Origin of the sequence: Novosphingobium soli, assembly GCF_042432915.1 — a bacterium.
Lineage (GTDB): Bacteria > Pseudomonadota > Alphaproteobacteria > Sphingomonadales > Sphingomonadaceae > Novosphingobium > Novosphingobium soli.
The window spans coordinates 20,093-35,364 of sequence record NZ_JBHLWK010000001.1; the positions used below are offsets into that span (position 1 = coordinate 20,093).

Consider the following 15,272-nt stretch of genomic DNA (forward strand, 5'->3'; position numbering starts at 1 on the left):
ATCACAGTGGGCTTACGCGGTCGAGTTCGTCGAGGTGAGCGACGAGGACGTCGCGGGCGTCGGCGATCCGGCGCGGGTCCTGCGTGTCCAGCGCTCCCGCGAACTCGGTGATCCAGCCGCCGATCAGCTGCCGAAGCTCGCCGACATGGTCCTCGTAGCAACGCTCCGCCCGGGCCATGATGGCGACGTGGCGGGCATCCTCGCGCGGGTGGAACTTGAGGCGGGCGAGGGCCGCGCGGCGCGCCTCAAGTTCCTTCGGCTTGGGCCGGTCCTCCTCGTCGACGATGACCAGGTTGCGCGTGGTGCCGTTGAGCGGGACGTGGACGTCCACTTCCAGCAGGCCGGAGCTGTCGTAGGAGAAGCGCACCTCGGCGCTCACCTCGCCGGCCGGGCGCGGGGGCACCGGCACCACCAGCTGGCCGAGCCGGACGTTGCCGGAGACCTCGCGCGCCTCCCCCTGGTAGATGCCGAATTCGATCTGCTTCTGCCCGTCTCCCATCGTGTGATAGGTGCTGACCCGGCTGACCGGGACCGGCGTGTTCCGCTCGATGATCGGGGAGAACAGCCCGCGCTGAAGCCCTCCGTAGCGGTCCTGCTCCGCGACCTCGACGCCCAGCGTGAAAGGGCATACGTCGGTGATGCGGATCTCCTCCAGCGCGGCATCGCGCCCGGCCAGCCCCGCCTGGATCGAAGCGCCCAGCGCCACCGCATGGTCGGGATGGACGGAGGCATTGGGGAACCGGCCGAAGAGGCGGGTGATGGCCTTGCGCACGACCGGCATGCGCGTGGCGCCGCCCACGAGGACGATGTCCGACAGCGCGGCAGCGTCGATGGCGCAGTCGCGCAGCGCACGCACCACGGGATCGCGCAGGCGGCGCACCAGCGGCTCGCAGGCCGCTTCGAAATCGGCTTCGCTGACCGCGGTGGAAAGGCGCGTGTCCTCCACCGTCAGCGCGAACTCGGCCTCGCCCGCGGTGCTGAGCGCCTTGCGGCAGGCCTCGGCGGCGCGCTTGAGCAGGGCCTGGCGGCGGTCTTCGGGCAGCCGTTCCAGCAAGCCGTCCGGGTCGAGGCGCGGCCGTGCGAAGGCGGCCAGCGCGTCGTCGAAGTCGTCCCCGCCCAGGCGGTTGTCGCCGGCCGAGGCGCGCACCTCGACGATGCCGTCGAACATCTCCACCACCGAGATGTCGAAGGTGCCGCCGCCCAGGTCGAAGACCAGGAACGGCTCGCGGTCGCCCTTGTCCTGCAGGCCGAAGGCCAGCGCGGCGGCGGTCGGCTCGTTGATGAGGCGGCGTACGGTCAGCCCCGCCAACTCGCCCGCACGCCGCGTGGCCTTGCGCTGGCGGTCGTTGAAATAGGCGGGCACGGTAATGACGGCTTCGGTCGGCTTGGCGCCGCAGAGCGCCTCGACGTCGCGCACCAGCGCCTCTAGGACGATCGCGGAGAGATCTTCCGCCTTGTAGTCCCGGCCGGCGAGGGTGGCGCTGCGCTGCGTACCCATCATCCGCTTGAAGCTGGTGGCGGTATCCTGCGGATGCGTCGCGAGGCGGTCGAGCGCGGGGGTGCCGACCCAGACCTGGCCATCGCGCCCGATGCTGACCGCCGACGGCGTGAGCGGCTGGCCCAGCGCATTCGGCACGAGCTCCGCCGCGCCATCCCGCCAGATCGCCACGGCACTGTTGGTGGTGCCAAGATCGATGCCGATCAGCATCGCATGTCGCCGCACAGGTCGGGCATCCGTTCCCTTCGCCTCTTGAGCGGGGCGGGCGCCCCGGTCGTCCGGCGCGGTGAGTAGCGGCATCGCGACGGCAGGGCAAAGGGGCAATGCGCCGGCATCAGTGCCGCGTCGTCTCGCGCACGATCAGGCGCGGGGGCATGACGGTGCCGGGCATGTCCCGCCCTTCGATGCGGCCCTTCAGCGTCTCGACCATCAAGCGCGCCCCTTCGGCGATTTCCTGGCGCACGGTGGTGAGGGGCGGTGCGGTCTGCTGCGCCAGCGGCAGGTCGTCGAAGCCGACGATCTGCACATCCGCGGGCACCGCCCGGCCGGTCTCGTGCAGGCAGCGCAGCGCCGACATGGCGATCAGGTCGGAGGCGCAGACCAGGCCCTCGTGAGCCGCCCCGGTGCCGGCCAGGGCCGCCTTGATCTGCGGGCCCATCTCGGCGTCGGCGAGGTTGACCGGAACATGCGTGAGAGGCAGTCCGGCCGCCTGCGCCGCAGCAGCGGCACCAGCATGGCGCAGCGCGATCTCGGCGGCGGTCGTCTCCCCCAGGAACGCGAGCCTGCGCGCCCCGCAGGCGATGAGGTGTTCGGCGGCGAGGCGGCCGCCAAGGGCGTTGTCGGTCCCTACGGCGCAATGCGCCTGCCCGGCCTGGTGCGCGCCCCAGGAGACGAGCGGGCGATAGCTGGAGGCGACCCGGTCGATCACCGCCGACTGGTCGGCCTGGCCGATCACCAGCACTCCGTCGACCATGCCCGAGCCGGTGATCCGCTCCAGCCAGTCGGCCGTGCCGTCGGGGATGGCGCGGCTGAGCATCAGGTCATAGCCGCTCTCGGTCAACTCGTCGGCCAGGTGTCCGAGCAGCGTCAGGAAGAACGGATCGGAGATCTGCCGGCGCTGCTCGTGGCCCAGCGGGATGACCACGCCGATCGCGCCGGTGCGGCGCGATCGCAGTTTGCTGGCCATCTGATTGGGGCGGAACCCGTATTGACGCGCGAGCTCCTGGATGCGCTCGCGCGTCTCCGCATTGACGAGGGCCTTCCCGGCGAGCGCGCGCGACACGGTCCCGGCGGAGACCCCCGCCAGCCGCGCCAGGTCGGCGAGTGTGCGCACCTCGACGAGCGCTCCGGATCCCTCCGGGCTGCCATTGCCGCTTCTGCTTTCGCCCATCCCTGTCCCCATTTCGCGCCCCCTTAACACCCGGGTCCGCGCGCCGGAAGCACTTGTTGGACCCAAGCGCCGCCCACGCGGCGCGGCCCAAGCGGGGCGGCGGCGAGGCAGCCCGCCGGCCAGGGCCAAACACCCCCCAACCCGCTCAGCCTGAGCCTGTCGAAGGCCCCCCGGCAAGGCGCGGGGTTCCCATGCTTCGACAAGCTCAGCATGAGCGGGGTGAAATGGGCAAGGCAGCTCGCCACCCAGGGCCCGACGCGATCGTCCGGTCGGGGCGGGGATCGCGGCGGCTCGTGCAGCGGGTCGGAACCTTAGCGCCGTTCCTGCACTTGCCCCTTGGAGGCGACAGGCAAGCCTGAAGGACGGTGAGCATGCACAAGCTGGCGGGGATCGAACTGGGCGGCACCAAGACCGTCGTCGTGCTCGGGCAAGCCGGGCGGATCGACGAGCGGCTCGAGTTCGCGACCACCGAGCCCGAGGAGACGATAGCCCGGGCCATCGAGACGATCGAGGGCTGGCGCGACGACAAGCCGGTGGATGCGGTGGGCATCGCCAGCTTCGGTCCGATCCGCGTCTCGCGCGAGGCTGCGGACTACGGCTGTCTGCTCGACACCCCCAAGCCCGGGTGGAGCGGGGCCGCCGTCGTCGCCCCGGTGGCGGCGGCGCTCGGGTGCCCGGTCGCGCTCGATACCGATGTCAACGCTGCTGCCCTGGCGGAGCAGCGGCACGGCGCGGCGCAGGGCTGCGACAGCATGGTCTATCTCACCATCGGCACCGGCCTGGGCGGCGGCGTGCTGATATGCGGGGAGCCGGTACACGGGCTGCTCCATCCCGAAATCGGGCACGTCCGCCTGCGCCGGGCCGCGGGCGACGGCTTCGAGGGGGCATGCGCGTTCCACGGCGACTGCCTCGAAGGACTGCTGAGCGGCCCCGCGCTGGCCGCGCGGCTGGGCACGCACCCCTCGCGCGTCGATGCCGAGAACCCGATGTGGGAACCGGTCGCGCACGATCTGGCGGAACTCCTCGCCATGCTCGTGCTCACGGTCGCGCCGGAGCGCATCGTCGTCGGCGGCGGCGTCGCCCAGCGGCAGCCGCAGCTTCTGCCGATGGCGGTCGGGCGGGTTCCGACCCTCCTCGGCGGCTACTTGCGCGACTGCACGCGCGAGAAGCTGGGCGGGATGATCGTGCCGCCCCAGCTCGGCGATGATGCCGGCCCGATGGGCGCGCTGGTGCTCGCCTCGCGAGCGCTCGAGGACCGCGTCGCCGCAGTGCGCCACGTACCCGCGGCCGCCTGAACCCCGGTCCTTCCCTGCTTCTGATGTTCCACGTCGTTGAAGCAATGTTGCGCAGTGGGGGTAGCATGTTACAAGCGCAGCCGCACTTCGCCTGACATGACATTTCCAACCGCCGTGCAGGTGCGGTGTCACAAGTCCTGACCTATATGGTCGCCATCGCCCGTCCGACGCAGAAGCGGACGGTTTTGGAACGAACGACGCGGAGACAGCAATGAGCGCAGGCGAACTGGCCGGTACGGCAACGCGGAAGACCGCCAGGAAGCGGAGCGCGTCGCCGCCCTCCGCTCTGCAGGAGGCGCTTGCCGGGCAGGTTCGCGATTCCCTGCTGCCGGGCGACGGCCCCAGCGACGGCGTCTGGATCGAGGAAGCCAGCCGCTTCCTGCTGAACGCGGCGCAGCAGCGCACCGTCGGAGAGGCGGTCGTCGACCTGACCTCCGCCCGCGAGGAGCGGCTGATCCTGCGCATCGCGCTCATCAACGACGACATGCCCTTCCTCGTCGACTCCGCCGCTGCGGCGATCGCCGAGGCCGGGCTCGTGATCGACCGTCTTGCGCACCCCGTGGTCGCGGTGCGTCGCGACGGTGACGGCAAGCTCCTCGACCTGCCGGCCGATCCCGCCGAGGCGACCGGGCGCGAGTCGATGATCTACATCGAGACCGCGCGGGTGGATGCGCGGCAGCGGCGGATGCTCCACGAGGCGCTCGAATCGGCGCTGGTGGACGTGCGCGCCGCGGTGGGCGACTGGCCGCTGATGGTCGAGGCCATGCGCCGCGACGCGGAGCGCATCGCCGACCAGGAAGGCGCGGACCTGCTGCGCTGGTTCGCCAGCGGCATGCTGACGCAGCTCGGCCACGTCACGCGCGGGCGCGACGGAATGTGGACGCAGCGGCTGGGCATCTGCCGCGCGAAGAGCGAGAGCATCCTGTCCGACGCCAGTTACGCCCGCGCGTTCGAGGTGTTCGACGCAGCCCTGGTCGCGGGGCAGCTTCGCGCCCCGCTCGTCATCAAGGCCAACCACCTCGCCACGGTGCACCGCCGGGTGCCGCTGGACCTGTTCCTCGTCCCTGTGCTGGACGGGGGCAAGGTCGCCGCGATCTCGCTGCACGCGGGGATCTGGACCAGCGCTGCGCTGGCGACCCCGCCCGACCGCGTCCCGCGGCTGCGCCGCCACCTCGACGACATGGCGACGCGGCTGGACCTCGACCCGGTCGGGCATACCGGGAAGGCCCTCACGCATGCGCTGACCAGCCTGCCGCACGATCTCCTGCTCGGCCTTGGCGAGGCCGACGTGGAGCGGCTGGCGATCGCGATGACCGGGCTGGTGGATCGGCCGCGGCCGCGGCTGCTGCTCGCCCGCTCCCCGCTTATGCGCCATCTCTTCGCCTTCGTGTGGCTGCCGCGCGATGCGCTCTCCAACCCGATGCGCGGCCGCATCCAGGGCATGGTGGAAGAGGCCGCACAGGCCCCTACGCTCGACTGGAGCCTGCACGTGGAGGCGGGCAATCTTGCGCTGCTGCGCTTCACCCTGGACATCCGGGAAGGCACGCACGAGCCCTCCGAGGCGGACCTCGACCACCGCCTGCAGGTCATGCTGCGCGGCTGGACCGAGGCGGTGGAGGCGGCGCTGGCGACGACCTTCGAGCCCGCGCGTGCCGCCGCCGTCGCGGGGCGCTACGCCGAGGCCTTCCCGATGGGCTATCGCAACGACTTCGGCGCGGCCGAAGCGGCGATCGACATCGCCTTCCTCCGCCGGATCGCCGTGGGCGAGGGCGGCTCCGCGGGCGAGGGAGAGGCCGAGCGCGGCCAGCGCGACGTGCGGTTCCATACGCGCAGCGACGACCCGGCCACGTGGCTGCGGCTGAAGATCTACCAGTCGGAAGGGGGGCTGCCGCTATCCGATGCGGTGCCGGCGCTGGAGAACTTCGGGTTCCGCGTCCTGGCCGAGATCCCCACGGCTCTCGAGAAGGGGCGCCTCGGGACGATCCACGACTTCGTGCTGGAGCCGCTGGCCGGGCATGCGCCCGAGGACGTGCTGGAACAGGCGCCGATGATCGAGGATGCGCTGCGCGCCGTGCTCAACGGCGCGGGCGAGAACGACCCGTTCAACCGCCTGGTCCCCGGCCTCGGCCTCACCAGCGGAGAGGCGAACTGGCTGCGCGCCTGGTATCGCTACTTGCGGCAGGCCGGCACCCACTTCGGCATCGGCACGGTGGTCGATGCGCTGGCGGGGGCTCCTACGGTCACCAGGGCCATCCTCGACCTGTTCAGGGCGCTCCACGATCCCGCGTTCGAAGCCGATCGCGCCGCTGCACGCCGGGACGCCGAGGAGGCGATCCGCACCGGGCTTGCGGGCGTCAGCGCGATCAACGACGACCGCCTGCTGCGCTCCTACCGCGACATTGTGCTCGCGATGCTGCGCACCAACGCCTTTGCCGCGGCGGGGGAGACGGCGCTGGCCTTCAAGTTCGATTCGGCCCTCGTTCCCGGCCTGCCCAAGCCGGTGCCGTGGCGCGAGATCTTCGTCTACTCGCGCCGGGTCGAGGGCATCCACCTGCGGGCCGGCCCGGTCGCGCGCGGCGGGCTGCGCTGGTCGGACCGGCGTGACGACTTCCGCACCGAGATCCTGGGCCTGATGAAGGCGCAGCGCGTCAAGAACGCGGTCATCGTGCCGACCGGCGCGAAGGGCGGCTTCTATCCCAAGCAGTTGCCCGATCCCGCGCGCAACCGCGCCGGCTGGGCGGCCGAGGGGCAGGCCTCCTACGAGATCTTCGTCGACACGCTGCTGTCCATCACCGACAACATCGTCGGCGACCGGGTCGTGCATCCCGCCGACGTCGTGATCCTCGACGGGGAGGATCCATACTTCGTGGTGGCGGCCGACAAGGGCACGGCCAAGTTCTCCGACGTCGCCAACGCCATCGCCGAGCGCCGCGACTTCTGGCTGGACGACGCCTTCGCGAGCGGCGGCTCCAATGGCTACGACCACAAGGCGATGGGCATCACCGCGCGCGGCGCGTGGCTGTCGGTCCAGCGCCACTTCCTGGAGATGGGCGTCGACGTGCAGGCGGAGCCGGTGCGCGTGGTGGGCTGCGGCGACATGTCGGGCGACGTGTTCGGCAACGGCATGCTGCTCTCCAAGGCGCTCAAGCTCGTCGCCGCCTTCGATCACCGCCACATCTTCCTGGATCCGGACCCCGATCCGGCGCGCAGCTGGAACGAGCGCAAGCGCCTGTTCGACCTGCCGATCTCGAGCTGGGAGGACTATGACAAGGCGCTCATCTCGCCGGGGGGCGGGATATATCCGCGCAGCCTCAAGTCGATCCCGCTGAGCGCCGAAGTGCGTGAGGTGCTGGGCCTCTCGGCGGAGCAGATCGACCCGGACTCGCTCATCTCCGCGATCCTCTCCGCCCCGGTGGACCTGCTCTGGTTCGGCGGCATCGGCACATACGTGAAGGCTTCGGCCGAGAACAACGTGCAGGTCGGCGACCCTGCCAACGATACGCTGCGTGTCAGCGCGAGCGAGGTCCGCGCGCGGGTGATCGGCGAGGGCGCCAACCTGGGCGTGACCCAGGCCGGTCGCATCGAGTTCGCGCTGAGGAACGGCCGGGGCGAGGGCGGCCGGATCAACACCGACTTCATCGACAACTCGGCCGGCGTCGACTGCTCGGACAACGAGGTCAACATCAAGATCGCGCTCGCCGCCGCCAAGCGCGCGGGCAAGCTTTCCGAGAAGAAGCGAGTGGACCTGCTGCGCGAGATGACCGACGAGGTCGCCGCACTGGTGCTGGAGGACAACCGCCTGCAGGCCCTCGCGCTTTCGATCGCGGAGCGCGGCGGGGCGCAGGCGATCCCTTCGCACATCCGCCTGATCGAGACCATGGAGGAAGCCGGTCACCTCGATCGGCGCACCGAGGGGCTGGCCGACAACGAGGTCCTCGCGCGGCGGGCGCAGGACGGGCGCGGCCTCACGCGGCCCGAACTGGCGGTGCTTCTCTCGAGCGGCAAGCTCCAGCTCCAGGCGGCAATCGAGGACAGCGGCCTGCCGTCCGACCCGCATCTCGCCGGCCTGCTCCTTTCGGCGTTCCCGAAGCCGATGCAGGACAAGTACGCCCGCTACATCAAGGGCCACCGGCTGGCGCGGGAGATCATCGCCACCAAGCTGGCCAACCGCATCGTCAACCGGCTGGGCATCGTGACCCCGTTCGAGCTGGCCGAGGAGGAGGGCGCCGACCTCGCGCAAGTCGCCGCCGCGTTCTCGCTCGCCGACCGCCTGTTCGGGCTGGACGCGCTGTGGGAGCGGCTGGAGGTCGCGCCGATGGCGGAGACCGCACGCGTCGCGCTGTTCGACCGGGTCGCGCTCGCGGTGCGCGGGCACATGGCGGACCTGCTGCGCGCCGGGGCCGGACAGATCGCGCCTTCGGAACTCGCCGACCGGCTCGAGAAGGGCATAGCCGCGCTCGCGACCGATACCCTGGACCTCCTGAGCGAGCGGACGCTGGCCCATTCGCGCAAGCTGCGCAGCGGTCTCACCGACCTCGGCGTGCCGGAAGACGTGGTCGAGCCGGTGGGCAACCTGTTCGACCTCGACGGCGCGGTCGGCATCGCCTCGCTCTCGGCGGAGACCGGGATTGCGCCCCGCCGGCTCGTCGCGGCGTTCACGCGCATCGGCACCGGGCTCGGGCTCGACTGGGCGCAGGGGAACGCGGCCATGATGAGCCCGTCGGACCCTTGGGAGCGCCTGCTCGTGGCGGGACTCGCGCGCGATTTTCAGCAGATGCGGCTCGATTTCCTGCGGGGCATCGCACGCACCAAGTCCGGCCGTGCCGACCCGCTCGCCGCCACGGAGGAGTGGGGGCGCCGCCACGTGACCGCCATCAACGCGTTCCGCGGGATCGTCCACCGGGCCGAGAATGCGATGACGATCACGCCGGCCATGCTCGCGCAGATCGCCAGCCAGGCCCGCAACCTCCTGGCGCGATGATCCGCGTCGGCGTCGTGGGCCGGTGACGCGGCGGGGGCGATCCGCGCAGGATCGCTCCCGCCCGTTCACTCCACCGGAACGGCCCGGTCCTCCTTGATCGTCTCCAGCACGATGATCGACTTGACGTCGCGCACGCCAGGAATGCGCAGGAGCGTGCGCAGCGTGATTTCCGAAAGGTGCTCCACGTTGCGTGCCATGACCCGGACCAGGTAGTCCATGTCGCCGGTGACCGCATGGCAGGCGATCACGTGCGGGTGGGCGGCAATCACCTCCTCGAACCGGGCGATGTTCTCGTCGACGTGCGCGACCAGGTTGATGAGCACGTAGGCTTCGAGCTCGAAGCCCAGCTTGCGCGGATCGAGCCGGGGCGCGTACCCGCGGATCACCCCTTCGTCCTCCAGCCGCTTGATGCGCCGGCTGACCGGCGTGGCGGAAAGCGCGACACGGTCCGCCACTTGCGCCACAGGCATGCGGGCGTCCTCCTGCAGTGCGGAGATGATCCTGCGATCGAAATCGTCCAGCTGCATGAATTCCCCAAGGATTGCTTCGTCCTTGGTGGATTACACCAAGCGCACTGCTGCCGACAACCACAAGCGCACGGAAATGACGTTCACCCCGTGGTATGATGCGCGTATGAAGACGCCCTGCACGCCTACTTCAAGCAGCGGCCTTCGGGGAGAGTACGAGGGCGCTGCCGAGGACTACACGGTCGGGCAGCGCTGGCAGGCCTACACCCCGGAGATGCACGACCGCTGGCGGCGCCTGTTCGCGCGCCAGTCGGAACTGGTGCGCACGCATGCCTGCGGGTCCTTTCGGGAGGGGCTGACACGGCTCGACTGCGGGGACGCCATACCGCGCTTCGAGGATGCCAACGCGGTGCTCGAACCCGCGACAGGGTGGCGCCTCGTCGCCGTACCCGGCTTCATCCCCGACGCGGTGTTCTTCGATCACCTGGCGCATCGCCGCTTCCCCGTGACACGCTGGCTGCGCGAGGAGCACGAGCTCGACTACCTGGTGGAGCCGGACCTGTTCCACGACTTCTTCGGCCACGTGCCGATGCTGCTCGACCCCGCCGTCGCCGATTTCCTGGAGCTCTACGGCAAGGCGGGTGCCCGCGCGATAGCGATGGGCGCGCTCGACATGCTGGCGCGGATCTACTGGTACACCATCGAGTTCGGGCTGGTGCGCGAGGACGGCGCGCTGAAGGTCTTCGGCGCGGGCATCATCTCCTCCTCGGGCGAGACGCGCTTCGCAATCGAGGATCCGCAGGTGCTACGCCTGCCTTTCGATCCGGTTCGCATCATGCGGACGGGCTACATGATCGACAGTTTCCAGAAGACCTATTTCGTCCTCGACGGCCTGCCGCAGCTGATCGAGGCCCTTGTAGGGCTCGACTTCGGACCCGTTTACGAGACCTGGCGGGATCATCCGCCGCTGCCCGCCGGCCAGCTGCTGCCGGGCGAGACACCCCTGACCGGAGCACGCGCATGACCGACCTGTTCGACAATCCCATCGGCCTCGACGGCTTCGAGTTCGTGGAGTTCTCCGCGCCGGAGAAGGGCGTGCTGGAGCCGGTGTTCGAAGCCATGGGCTTCACCCGCATCGCGCGCCACCGCAGCAAGGACGTGGAGCTGTGGCGACAGGGATCGATCAACTTCATCACCAACTACGAACCGCACAGCCCGGCCTGGTACTTCAGCCGCGAGCATGGCCCCTCCGCTTGCGGCATGGGCTTTCGCGTGCGCGACGCCCGCGCTGCCTATGCGGAACTGCTCGCCCGCTCGGCCGAGCCGGTGCAAGTCGCCACCGGTCCGATGGAGCTGCACCTTCCCGGCATCCGCGGCATCGGCAATTCGATCATCTACCTGATCGACCGGTACGAGAAGGACGGCGACGGTGCGCTGTCGATCTACGACATCGACTTCGAATACCTGCCCGGCGTCGATCGCCACCCGGCGGGCGCCGGCTTTGCGGAGATCGACCACCTCACTCACAACGTCTACGGCGGGCGCATGGCCTACTGGGCGGACTACTACGAAAAGCTCTTCAATTTTCGCGAGATCCGCTACTTCGACATCAAGGGCGAGTACACCGGCCTGACGTCCAAGGCGCTGACCGCGCCCGACGGCAAGATCCGCATCCCGCTCAACGAGGAAGCCGAGGGCGGCAAGGGCCAGATCGACGAGTTCCTGCGTGCCTTCAACGGCGAGGGCATCCAGCACATCGCGCTCATCTGCGACGATCTCGTCGCGGCCTGGGACAAGCTCCAGGCGCTCGGCGTGCCGTTCATGACTGCGCCGCCGGAGACCTACTACGAGATGCTCGACGAGCGCCTTCCCGGGCACGGCCAGCCGGTCGAGGCCCTGAGGAGCCGCGGCATCCTGCTCGATGGCAGCACGGACGGCGGCCAGCCGCGCCTGCTCCTGCAGATCTTCGCCGAGGCGCGGGTAGGACCGGTGTTCTTCGAGTTCATCGAACGCCGCGGCGACGACGGCTTCGGCAACGGCAACTTCAAGGCGCTGTTCGAGAGCATGGAGCGCGACCAGATCCGCCGCGGCGTGCTCAAGCCCGTGCCGAGCGAGGCCGAAGGGGTGGGCGAGCTGACGGAGTAGGGGCCCGGCCCCGATCCTTCGACAGGCTCAGGATGACCGGGCGAGATCCGGGACGCAGAGTTTGGTCTTCGTCCTGGGACCGCCCACGGATCAGCGGGTGAGGCGGGGGACGGTGGAGTGTGCCATGCCTGTCCCTGCCTCACCCCGCTCATGCTGAGCTTGTCGAAGCACGAGCGGCACACCACCTCGGGCCTTACGGGAGAGAACCAATGACCAATGCAGCCCCCGCCCTCGGCGGCATCCATCATGTGGCCTACCGGTGCCGCGACGCCAAGCGCACGGTGGACTTCTACCGCGACGTTCTCGGCATGGACTTCATGCTGGCCATCGCGGAGGACAAGGTACCCTCGACCGGCGCGCCCGACCCCTACATGCACGTCTTCCTCGACTGCGGCGGCGGCAACGTGCTGGCCTTCTTCGAGCTCCCGAACGCTGCCGAGATGGGGCGTGACGAGGGGACGCCGGCCTGGGTCCAGCACATCGCCTTCAAGGTCGAGAGCGAAGAGGCGCTGCTGGCTGCCAAGGCGCGGGCCGAAGCCGCGGGCCTCGATGTCGTCGGCCCGACGCATCATGGCGTGTTCAAGTCGATCTACTTCTTCGATCCCGACGGCCACCGGCTGGAACTGGCCTGGCAGTTCGGCACCGCGGACCAGATGGCCAGCCTGCGCGCGGTCGCCGATGACATGCTGGAGGAGTGGGCCCGCACCCGCAAGGCGCCGCGCCATGCGGCCTGGCTGCACGAGAAGATCGCGGCGGAAAGCTGACCGGGTGGAGCCGATCCTGCGCCTTTTCGGCTACTATCGCAGCTCCACCAGCTACCGCTTGCGGATCGCGCTGAACCTCAAGGGGCTCGCCTATGAGACGGTGCCGGTCAACCTGCTCGCCGCCGAGCAGCAGGACCCGGCATTTCGCGCGCTCAATCCCTTCGCCGGCGTGCCCGCGCTGGAAATGGACGGGGTGGTGCGGGCGCAGTCCATGGCCATTCTCGAGTGGCTGGACGAGCGCTTTCCCGAACGCCACCTCTTGCCCCGAAGCGGGGACGACCGCTTCGCCGCGCGCGAACTGGCGATGGCGATCGCCACCGAACTGCACGCGCCCTTGAACTCGCCGGTGCTCGCCTATCTCAGGCAGGATCTGGGGTTGCCGCAAGCGGAAGTGGATCGCTGGTATCGCCACTGGCTGGGAAAGACGCTGCCGGGCGTCGAGGCGCGCCTGGCGGGCCGCAGCTTCGGGAGCTTTCCCTTCGGGGAGCCGGGCTACTTCGAGTGCGTGGCGATACCGCAGCTCTACAACGCGCGACGCTTCGGCTTCGATCTCGCAGGCTTTCCCGCGCTCGTGGGGATCGAGGCGGCGTGCCTCGAACGGCCCGAGTTCCGCGCCGCGCATCCCGACAACCAGCCCGACGCCCCGCCGGCCTGAGCGCCACCGCGCGCAAGGAGCCGGCGGTCAGCTTTCGGTGGGCGCCAGCAGCAGGTCGCGCAGGTCCGACAGGCTGGGCAGGACCCTGGCCACGACCAGCGTCTGCTCCTCGGTGGGCGGCAGCAGGTCCGGAACCATGACGGTGGCGATCCCCGCCGCGGTGGCGGAGCGTACGCCGGCATAGCTGTCCTCGATCGCTACGCAGTCCGCGGGGTCGATGCCCAGGCGTTCGGCGGCCAGCCGGTAGGGCTCCGGATGGGGCTTGGGGTGCGTCACGTCGCTGCGCGTCACGACGACGTCGAAGTAGTGGAGGAGCCCGGCCTTCTCCAGCCGGTCCTGCGCCTTGCCGCCCATCGTCGAGGTGCAGAGGGCGAGCGGGATGGCCGCCTTGCGGAAGTGGTCGAGGATCAGCTCGGCGCCGGGGCGCAGCGGCAAGCCGGCGTCCACGGCGGCCTCGAACAGCAGGTCCGCGTCTTCATAGAAGCGGCGCAAAGGGAAGTCCGCGCCCAGTCTTTGCGCGAGCATCAGCTCGTTGGCGTCGCGGTTCACGCCGACCATGGCTTCCAGGATGTCGTCCGAAAGCGGCCAGCCCAGCGCGGCGGCGGTCTCCACGAAGGCCCGGTGCTGGACCGCCTCGGAGTCGATCAGCGTGCCGTCCATGTCGAAGATGGCGGCGCGGATGGGGTCGGGCAGCGGTCGGGCGTCGGTGGTCATGGAATCCATATGAGGGCTGTATATCGAGGAACCATTGCAAAAAGCCCAACCGCCTTCCGGTTCCGCGCACCTGATACAGTCAGGCGATCGGATCTTCCAGCTCGGCAAGGTCCAGCTCGGTGCAGAGCGCCGTCCTCGCCTCCAGGCAGGTGCGCCAGAGCGCGGGGTCGGACAGGTCGTCCACGGCGATCCGTTCCGGCCAGAGCCGGCCGACCAGAGCCTCGATCCTGTCGAGCGTCTGCGGGCTTGCGAGAAAGCGCGGGTCGATCGTCGCGGGGTCGGCCACGACGCGCAGGCGCAGGCAGGCAGGGCCGCCGCCGTTGGCCATGCTCTCGCGCAGGTCGTGGACGAAGAGGTGGCGGATCGGACCGTTGCCGGCCACGTGCGCTTCCAGCCAGCGCCAGACCGACGGCGTCTCGCGCGCTTCGCCCGGCAGGACCAGCGCCATCTCGCCCGACGGCAGCGTCACCAGCTGTGCGTTGAAGAGGTACGACGCGATCGCATCGGCGAGGCTGACGGCGGCGGCCGGCACCTCGACGATCTCGACCTCGGGCAGCCTGGCGCGCAGGTCGGCGTAGAGCGCTTCCCGCCCGGCGAAGGCCAGCTCATGGGTGAAGAGCACGCGCGCGTTGGCGACGGCGACGACGTCGTTGTGGAACGCGCCGGCGGCGATGGCCGCGTCCGACTGGCGGGCGAACACGGTGCGCGCAGGGTCGAGCCCGTGGAGGCGCGCCACCGCCTCGCTCGCCTCGCGGTGCTGGCGGGCGGGGAAGGGGCCGCCCGCGACGCCGTAGACGAAGACCTCCAGGCCCGGCGCGTCGTGGGCGGCGCAGAGGCGCATGTGGTTGGCCGCGCCCTCGTCTCCGAAGGGCGGGGGCACCGGCGGGTGGACCGCGAAGTGCGCGGTGTCCGCGAAGGCGAGCCGCAGCTGCGCCATCGTCTCGCGCCATTCGTGGCTGCGGTGGGGCATCGTCACGAGGTTGGCGACGGTGAGGTGGCAGCGCCCATCGGCGGTGTCGGGGGCGGGCGAGACGGTCGCCGCATTGGCGGACCACATCGACGAGGCGGAGAGCGAATTGGCGCGCAGGGCGGGGCTGGCGGAGGCGATGTCGGTGCCCAGAGCATGCAGCCAGGCCTCGGCGGGGCGGCGCTGGGGGAGGAGGAAACCTTGCGCCAGGCCGCGCTCCAGGTTGGCCCGCATCTTGGCGAGGCCCTGCAATGCGGCGGCGCGGGGGCGGGACTCCCTGCCCAGGTTGCGGGCCGAGGCGAGGTTGCCCAGGCTGAGCCCGGCGTAGTTGTGGCTGGGCCCGACGATCCCGTCGAAGTTGATTTCGGTGAGCATAAGGCCAACTTAGCGCGCGGT

Annotated in this window: 11 protein-coding genes; 6 read left to right on the plus strand and 5 right to left on the minus strand. The window is 70.2% G+C overall.

What is annotated here, in order from left to right; genetic code table 11:
- Position 1: 1 nt before the first annotated feature.
- Together ACFFJC_RS00045 and ACFFJC_RS00050 are read right to left on the minus strand one after the other, a co-directional pair.
- Positions 2-1,708, minus strand: a complete 1,707-nt coding sequence (locus ACFFJC_RS00045) for an Hsp70 family protein (protein ID WP_379485528.1) — start codon at positions 1,706-1,708, stop codon at positions 2-4.
- 124 nt (positions 1,709-1,832) lie between these two features.
- Complete coding sequence (locus tag ACFFJC_RS00050; protein ID WP_379485529.1) at positions 1,833-2,888, minus strand: LacI family DNA-binding transcriptional regulator; 1,056 nt, start codon at positions 2,886-2,888, stop codon at positions 1,833-1,835.
- A gap of 371 nt (positions 2,889-3,259) precedes the next feature.
- Here ACFFJC_RS00050 and ACFFJC_RS00055 point away from each other — a divergent pair, with 371 nt between their 5' ends.
- Positions 3,260-4,183: an ROK family protein gene (locus ACFFJC_RS00055; RefSeq protein WP_379485708.1), complete on the plus strand. Its 924-nt coding sequence runs from the start codon at positions 3,260-3,262 to the stop codon at positions 4,181-4,183.
- A 211-nt stretch (positions 4,184-4,394) separates the two neighbouring features.
- On the plus strand, positions 4,395-9,164 hold the full coding sequence (locus tag ACFFJC_RS00060) for an NAD-glutamate dehydrogenase domain-containing protein (RefSeq protein WP_379485530.1): 4,770 nt from the start codon (positions 4,395-4,397) through the stop codon (positions 9,162-9,164).
- 65 nt (positions 9,165-9,229) lie between these two features.
- On the opposite strand, the gene ACFFJC_RS00065 is transcribed toward ACFFJC_RS00060, so the two are convergent.
- Positions 9,230-9,691 (minus strand): Lrp/AsnC family transcriptional regulator, encoded by a 462-nt coding sequence (locus ACFFJC_RS00065; protein WP_379485531.1) that lies wholly within the window; start codon positions 9,689-9,691, stop codon positions 9,230-9,232.
- Between the two features lie 28 nt (positions 9,692-9,719).
- On the opposite strand from ACFFJC_RS00065, the gene phhA reads away from it, so the two are divergent.
- From phhA to maiA, 4 genes are all read left to right on the plus strand, one after another.
- Positions 9,720-10,655: a phenylalanine 4-monooxygenase gene (gene phhA, locus ACFFJC_RS00070; protein ID WP_379485532.1), complete on the plus strand. Its 936-nt coding sequence runs from the start codon at positions 9,720-9,722 to the stop codon at positions 10,653-10,655.
- A complete protein-coding gene (gene hppD, locus ACFFJC_RS00075; RefSeq protein WP_379485533.1) occupies positions 10,652-11,776 on the plus strand; it encodes a 4-hydroxyphenylpyruvate dioxygenase in 1,125 nt (374 codons plus the stop codon). The genes phhA and hppD overlap by 4 nt, the downstream gene beginning before the upstream one ends.
- Positions 11,777-11,985: 209 nt before the next feature.
- Positions 11,986-12,540, plus strand: coding sequence for a VOC family protein (locus ACFFJC_RS00080; protein WP_379485534.1), 555 nt, complete (start codon positions 11,986-11,988; stop codon positions 12,538-12,540).
- 13 nt (positions 12,541-12,553) lie between these two features.
- Positions 12,554-13,195: a maleylacetoacetate isomerase gene (maiA, locus tag ACFFJC_RS00085; RefSeq protein ID WP_379485709.1), complete on the plus strand. Its 642-nt coding sequence runs from the start codon at positions 12,554-12,556 to the stop codon at positions 13,193-13,195.
- 27 nt (positions 13,196-13,222) lie between these two features.
- On the opposite strand, the gene ACFFJC_RS00090 is transcribed toward maiA, so the two are convergent.
- The gene (locus ACFFJC_RS00090) at positions 13,223-13,909 is read right to left on the minus strand and encodes an HAD family hydrolase (RefSeq protein WP_379485535.1); all 687 of its coding nucleotides are present in this window, start codon (positions 13,907-13,909) and stop codon (positions 13,223-13,225) included.
- A gap of 79 nt (positions 13,910-13,988) precedes the next feature.
- Positions 13,989-15,251: an N-succinylarginine dihydrolase gene (locus ACFFJC_RS00095; RefSeq protein WP_379485536.1), complete on the minus strand. Its 1,263-nt coding sequence runs from the start codon at positions 15,249-15,251 to the stop codon at positions 13,989-13,991.
- Positions 15,252-15,272: the final 21 nt, after the last annotated feature.

Coding starts and splice junctions, on each gene's coding strand:
- ACFFJC_RS00045 (WP_379485528.1), bottom strand. CDS start 1,708: ATGCTGATCGGCATCGATCTTGGCACCACCAACAGTGCCGTGGCGATC.
- ACFFJC_RS00050 (WP_379485529.1), bottom strand. CDS start 2,888: ATGGGCGAAAGCAGAAGCGGCAATGGCAGCCCGGAGGGATCCGGAGCG.
- ACFFJC_RS00055 (WP_379485708.1), top strand. CDS start 3,260: ATGCACAAGCTGGCGGGGATCGAACTGGGCGGCACCAAGACCGTCGTC.
- ACFFJC_RS00060 (WP_379485530.1), top strand. CDS start 4,395: ATGAGCGCAGGCGAACTGGCCGGTACGGCAACGCGGAAGACCGCCAGG.
- ACFFJC_RS00065 (WP_379485531.1), bottom strand. CDS start 9,691: ATGCAGCTGGACGATTTCGATCGCAGGATCATCTCCGCACTGCAGGAG.
- hppD (WP_379485533.1), top strand. CDS start 10,652: ATGACCGACCTGTTCGACAATCCCATCGGCCTCGACGGCTTCGAGTTC.
- ACFFJC_RS00080 (WP_379485534.1), top strand. CDS start 11,986: ATGACCAATGCAGCCCCCGCCCTCGGCGGCATCCATCATGTGGCCTAC.
- ACFFJC_RS00090 (WP_379485535.1), bottom strand. CDS start 13,909: ATGACCACCGACGCCCGACCGCTGCCCGACCCCATCCGCGCCGCCATC.
- ACFFJC_RS00095 (WP_379485536.1), bottom strand. CDS start 15,251: ATGCTCACCGAAATCAACTTCGACGGGATCGTCGGGCCCAGCCACAAC.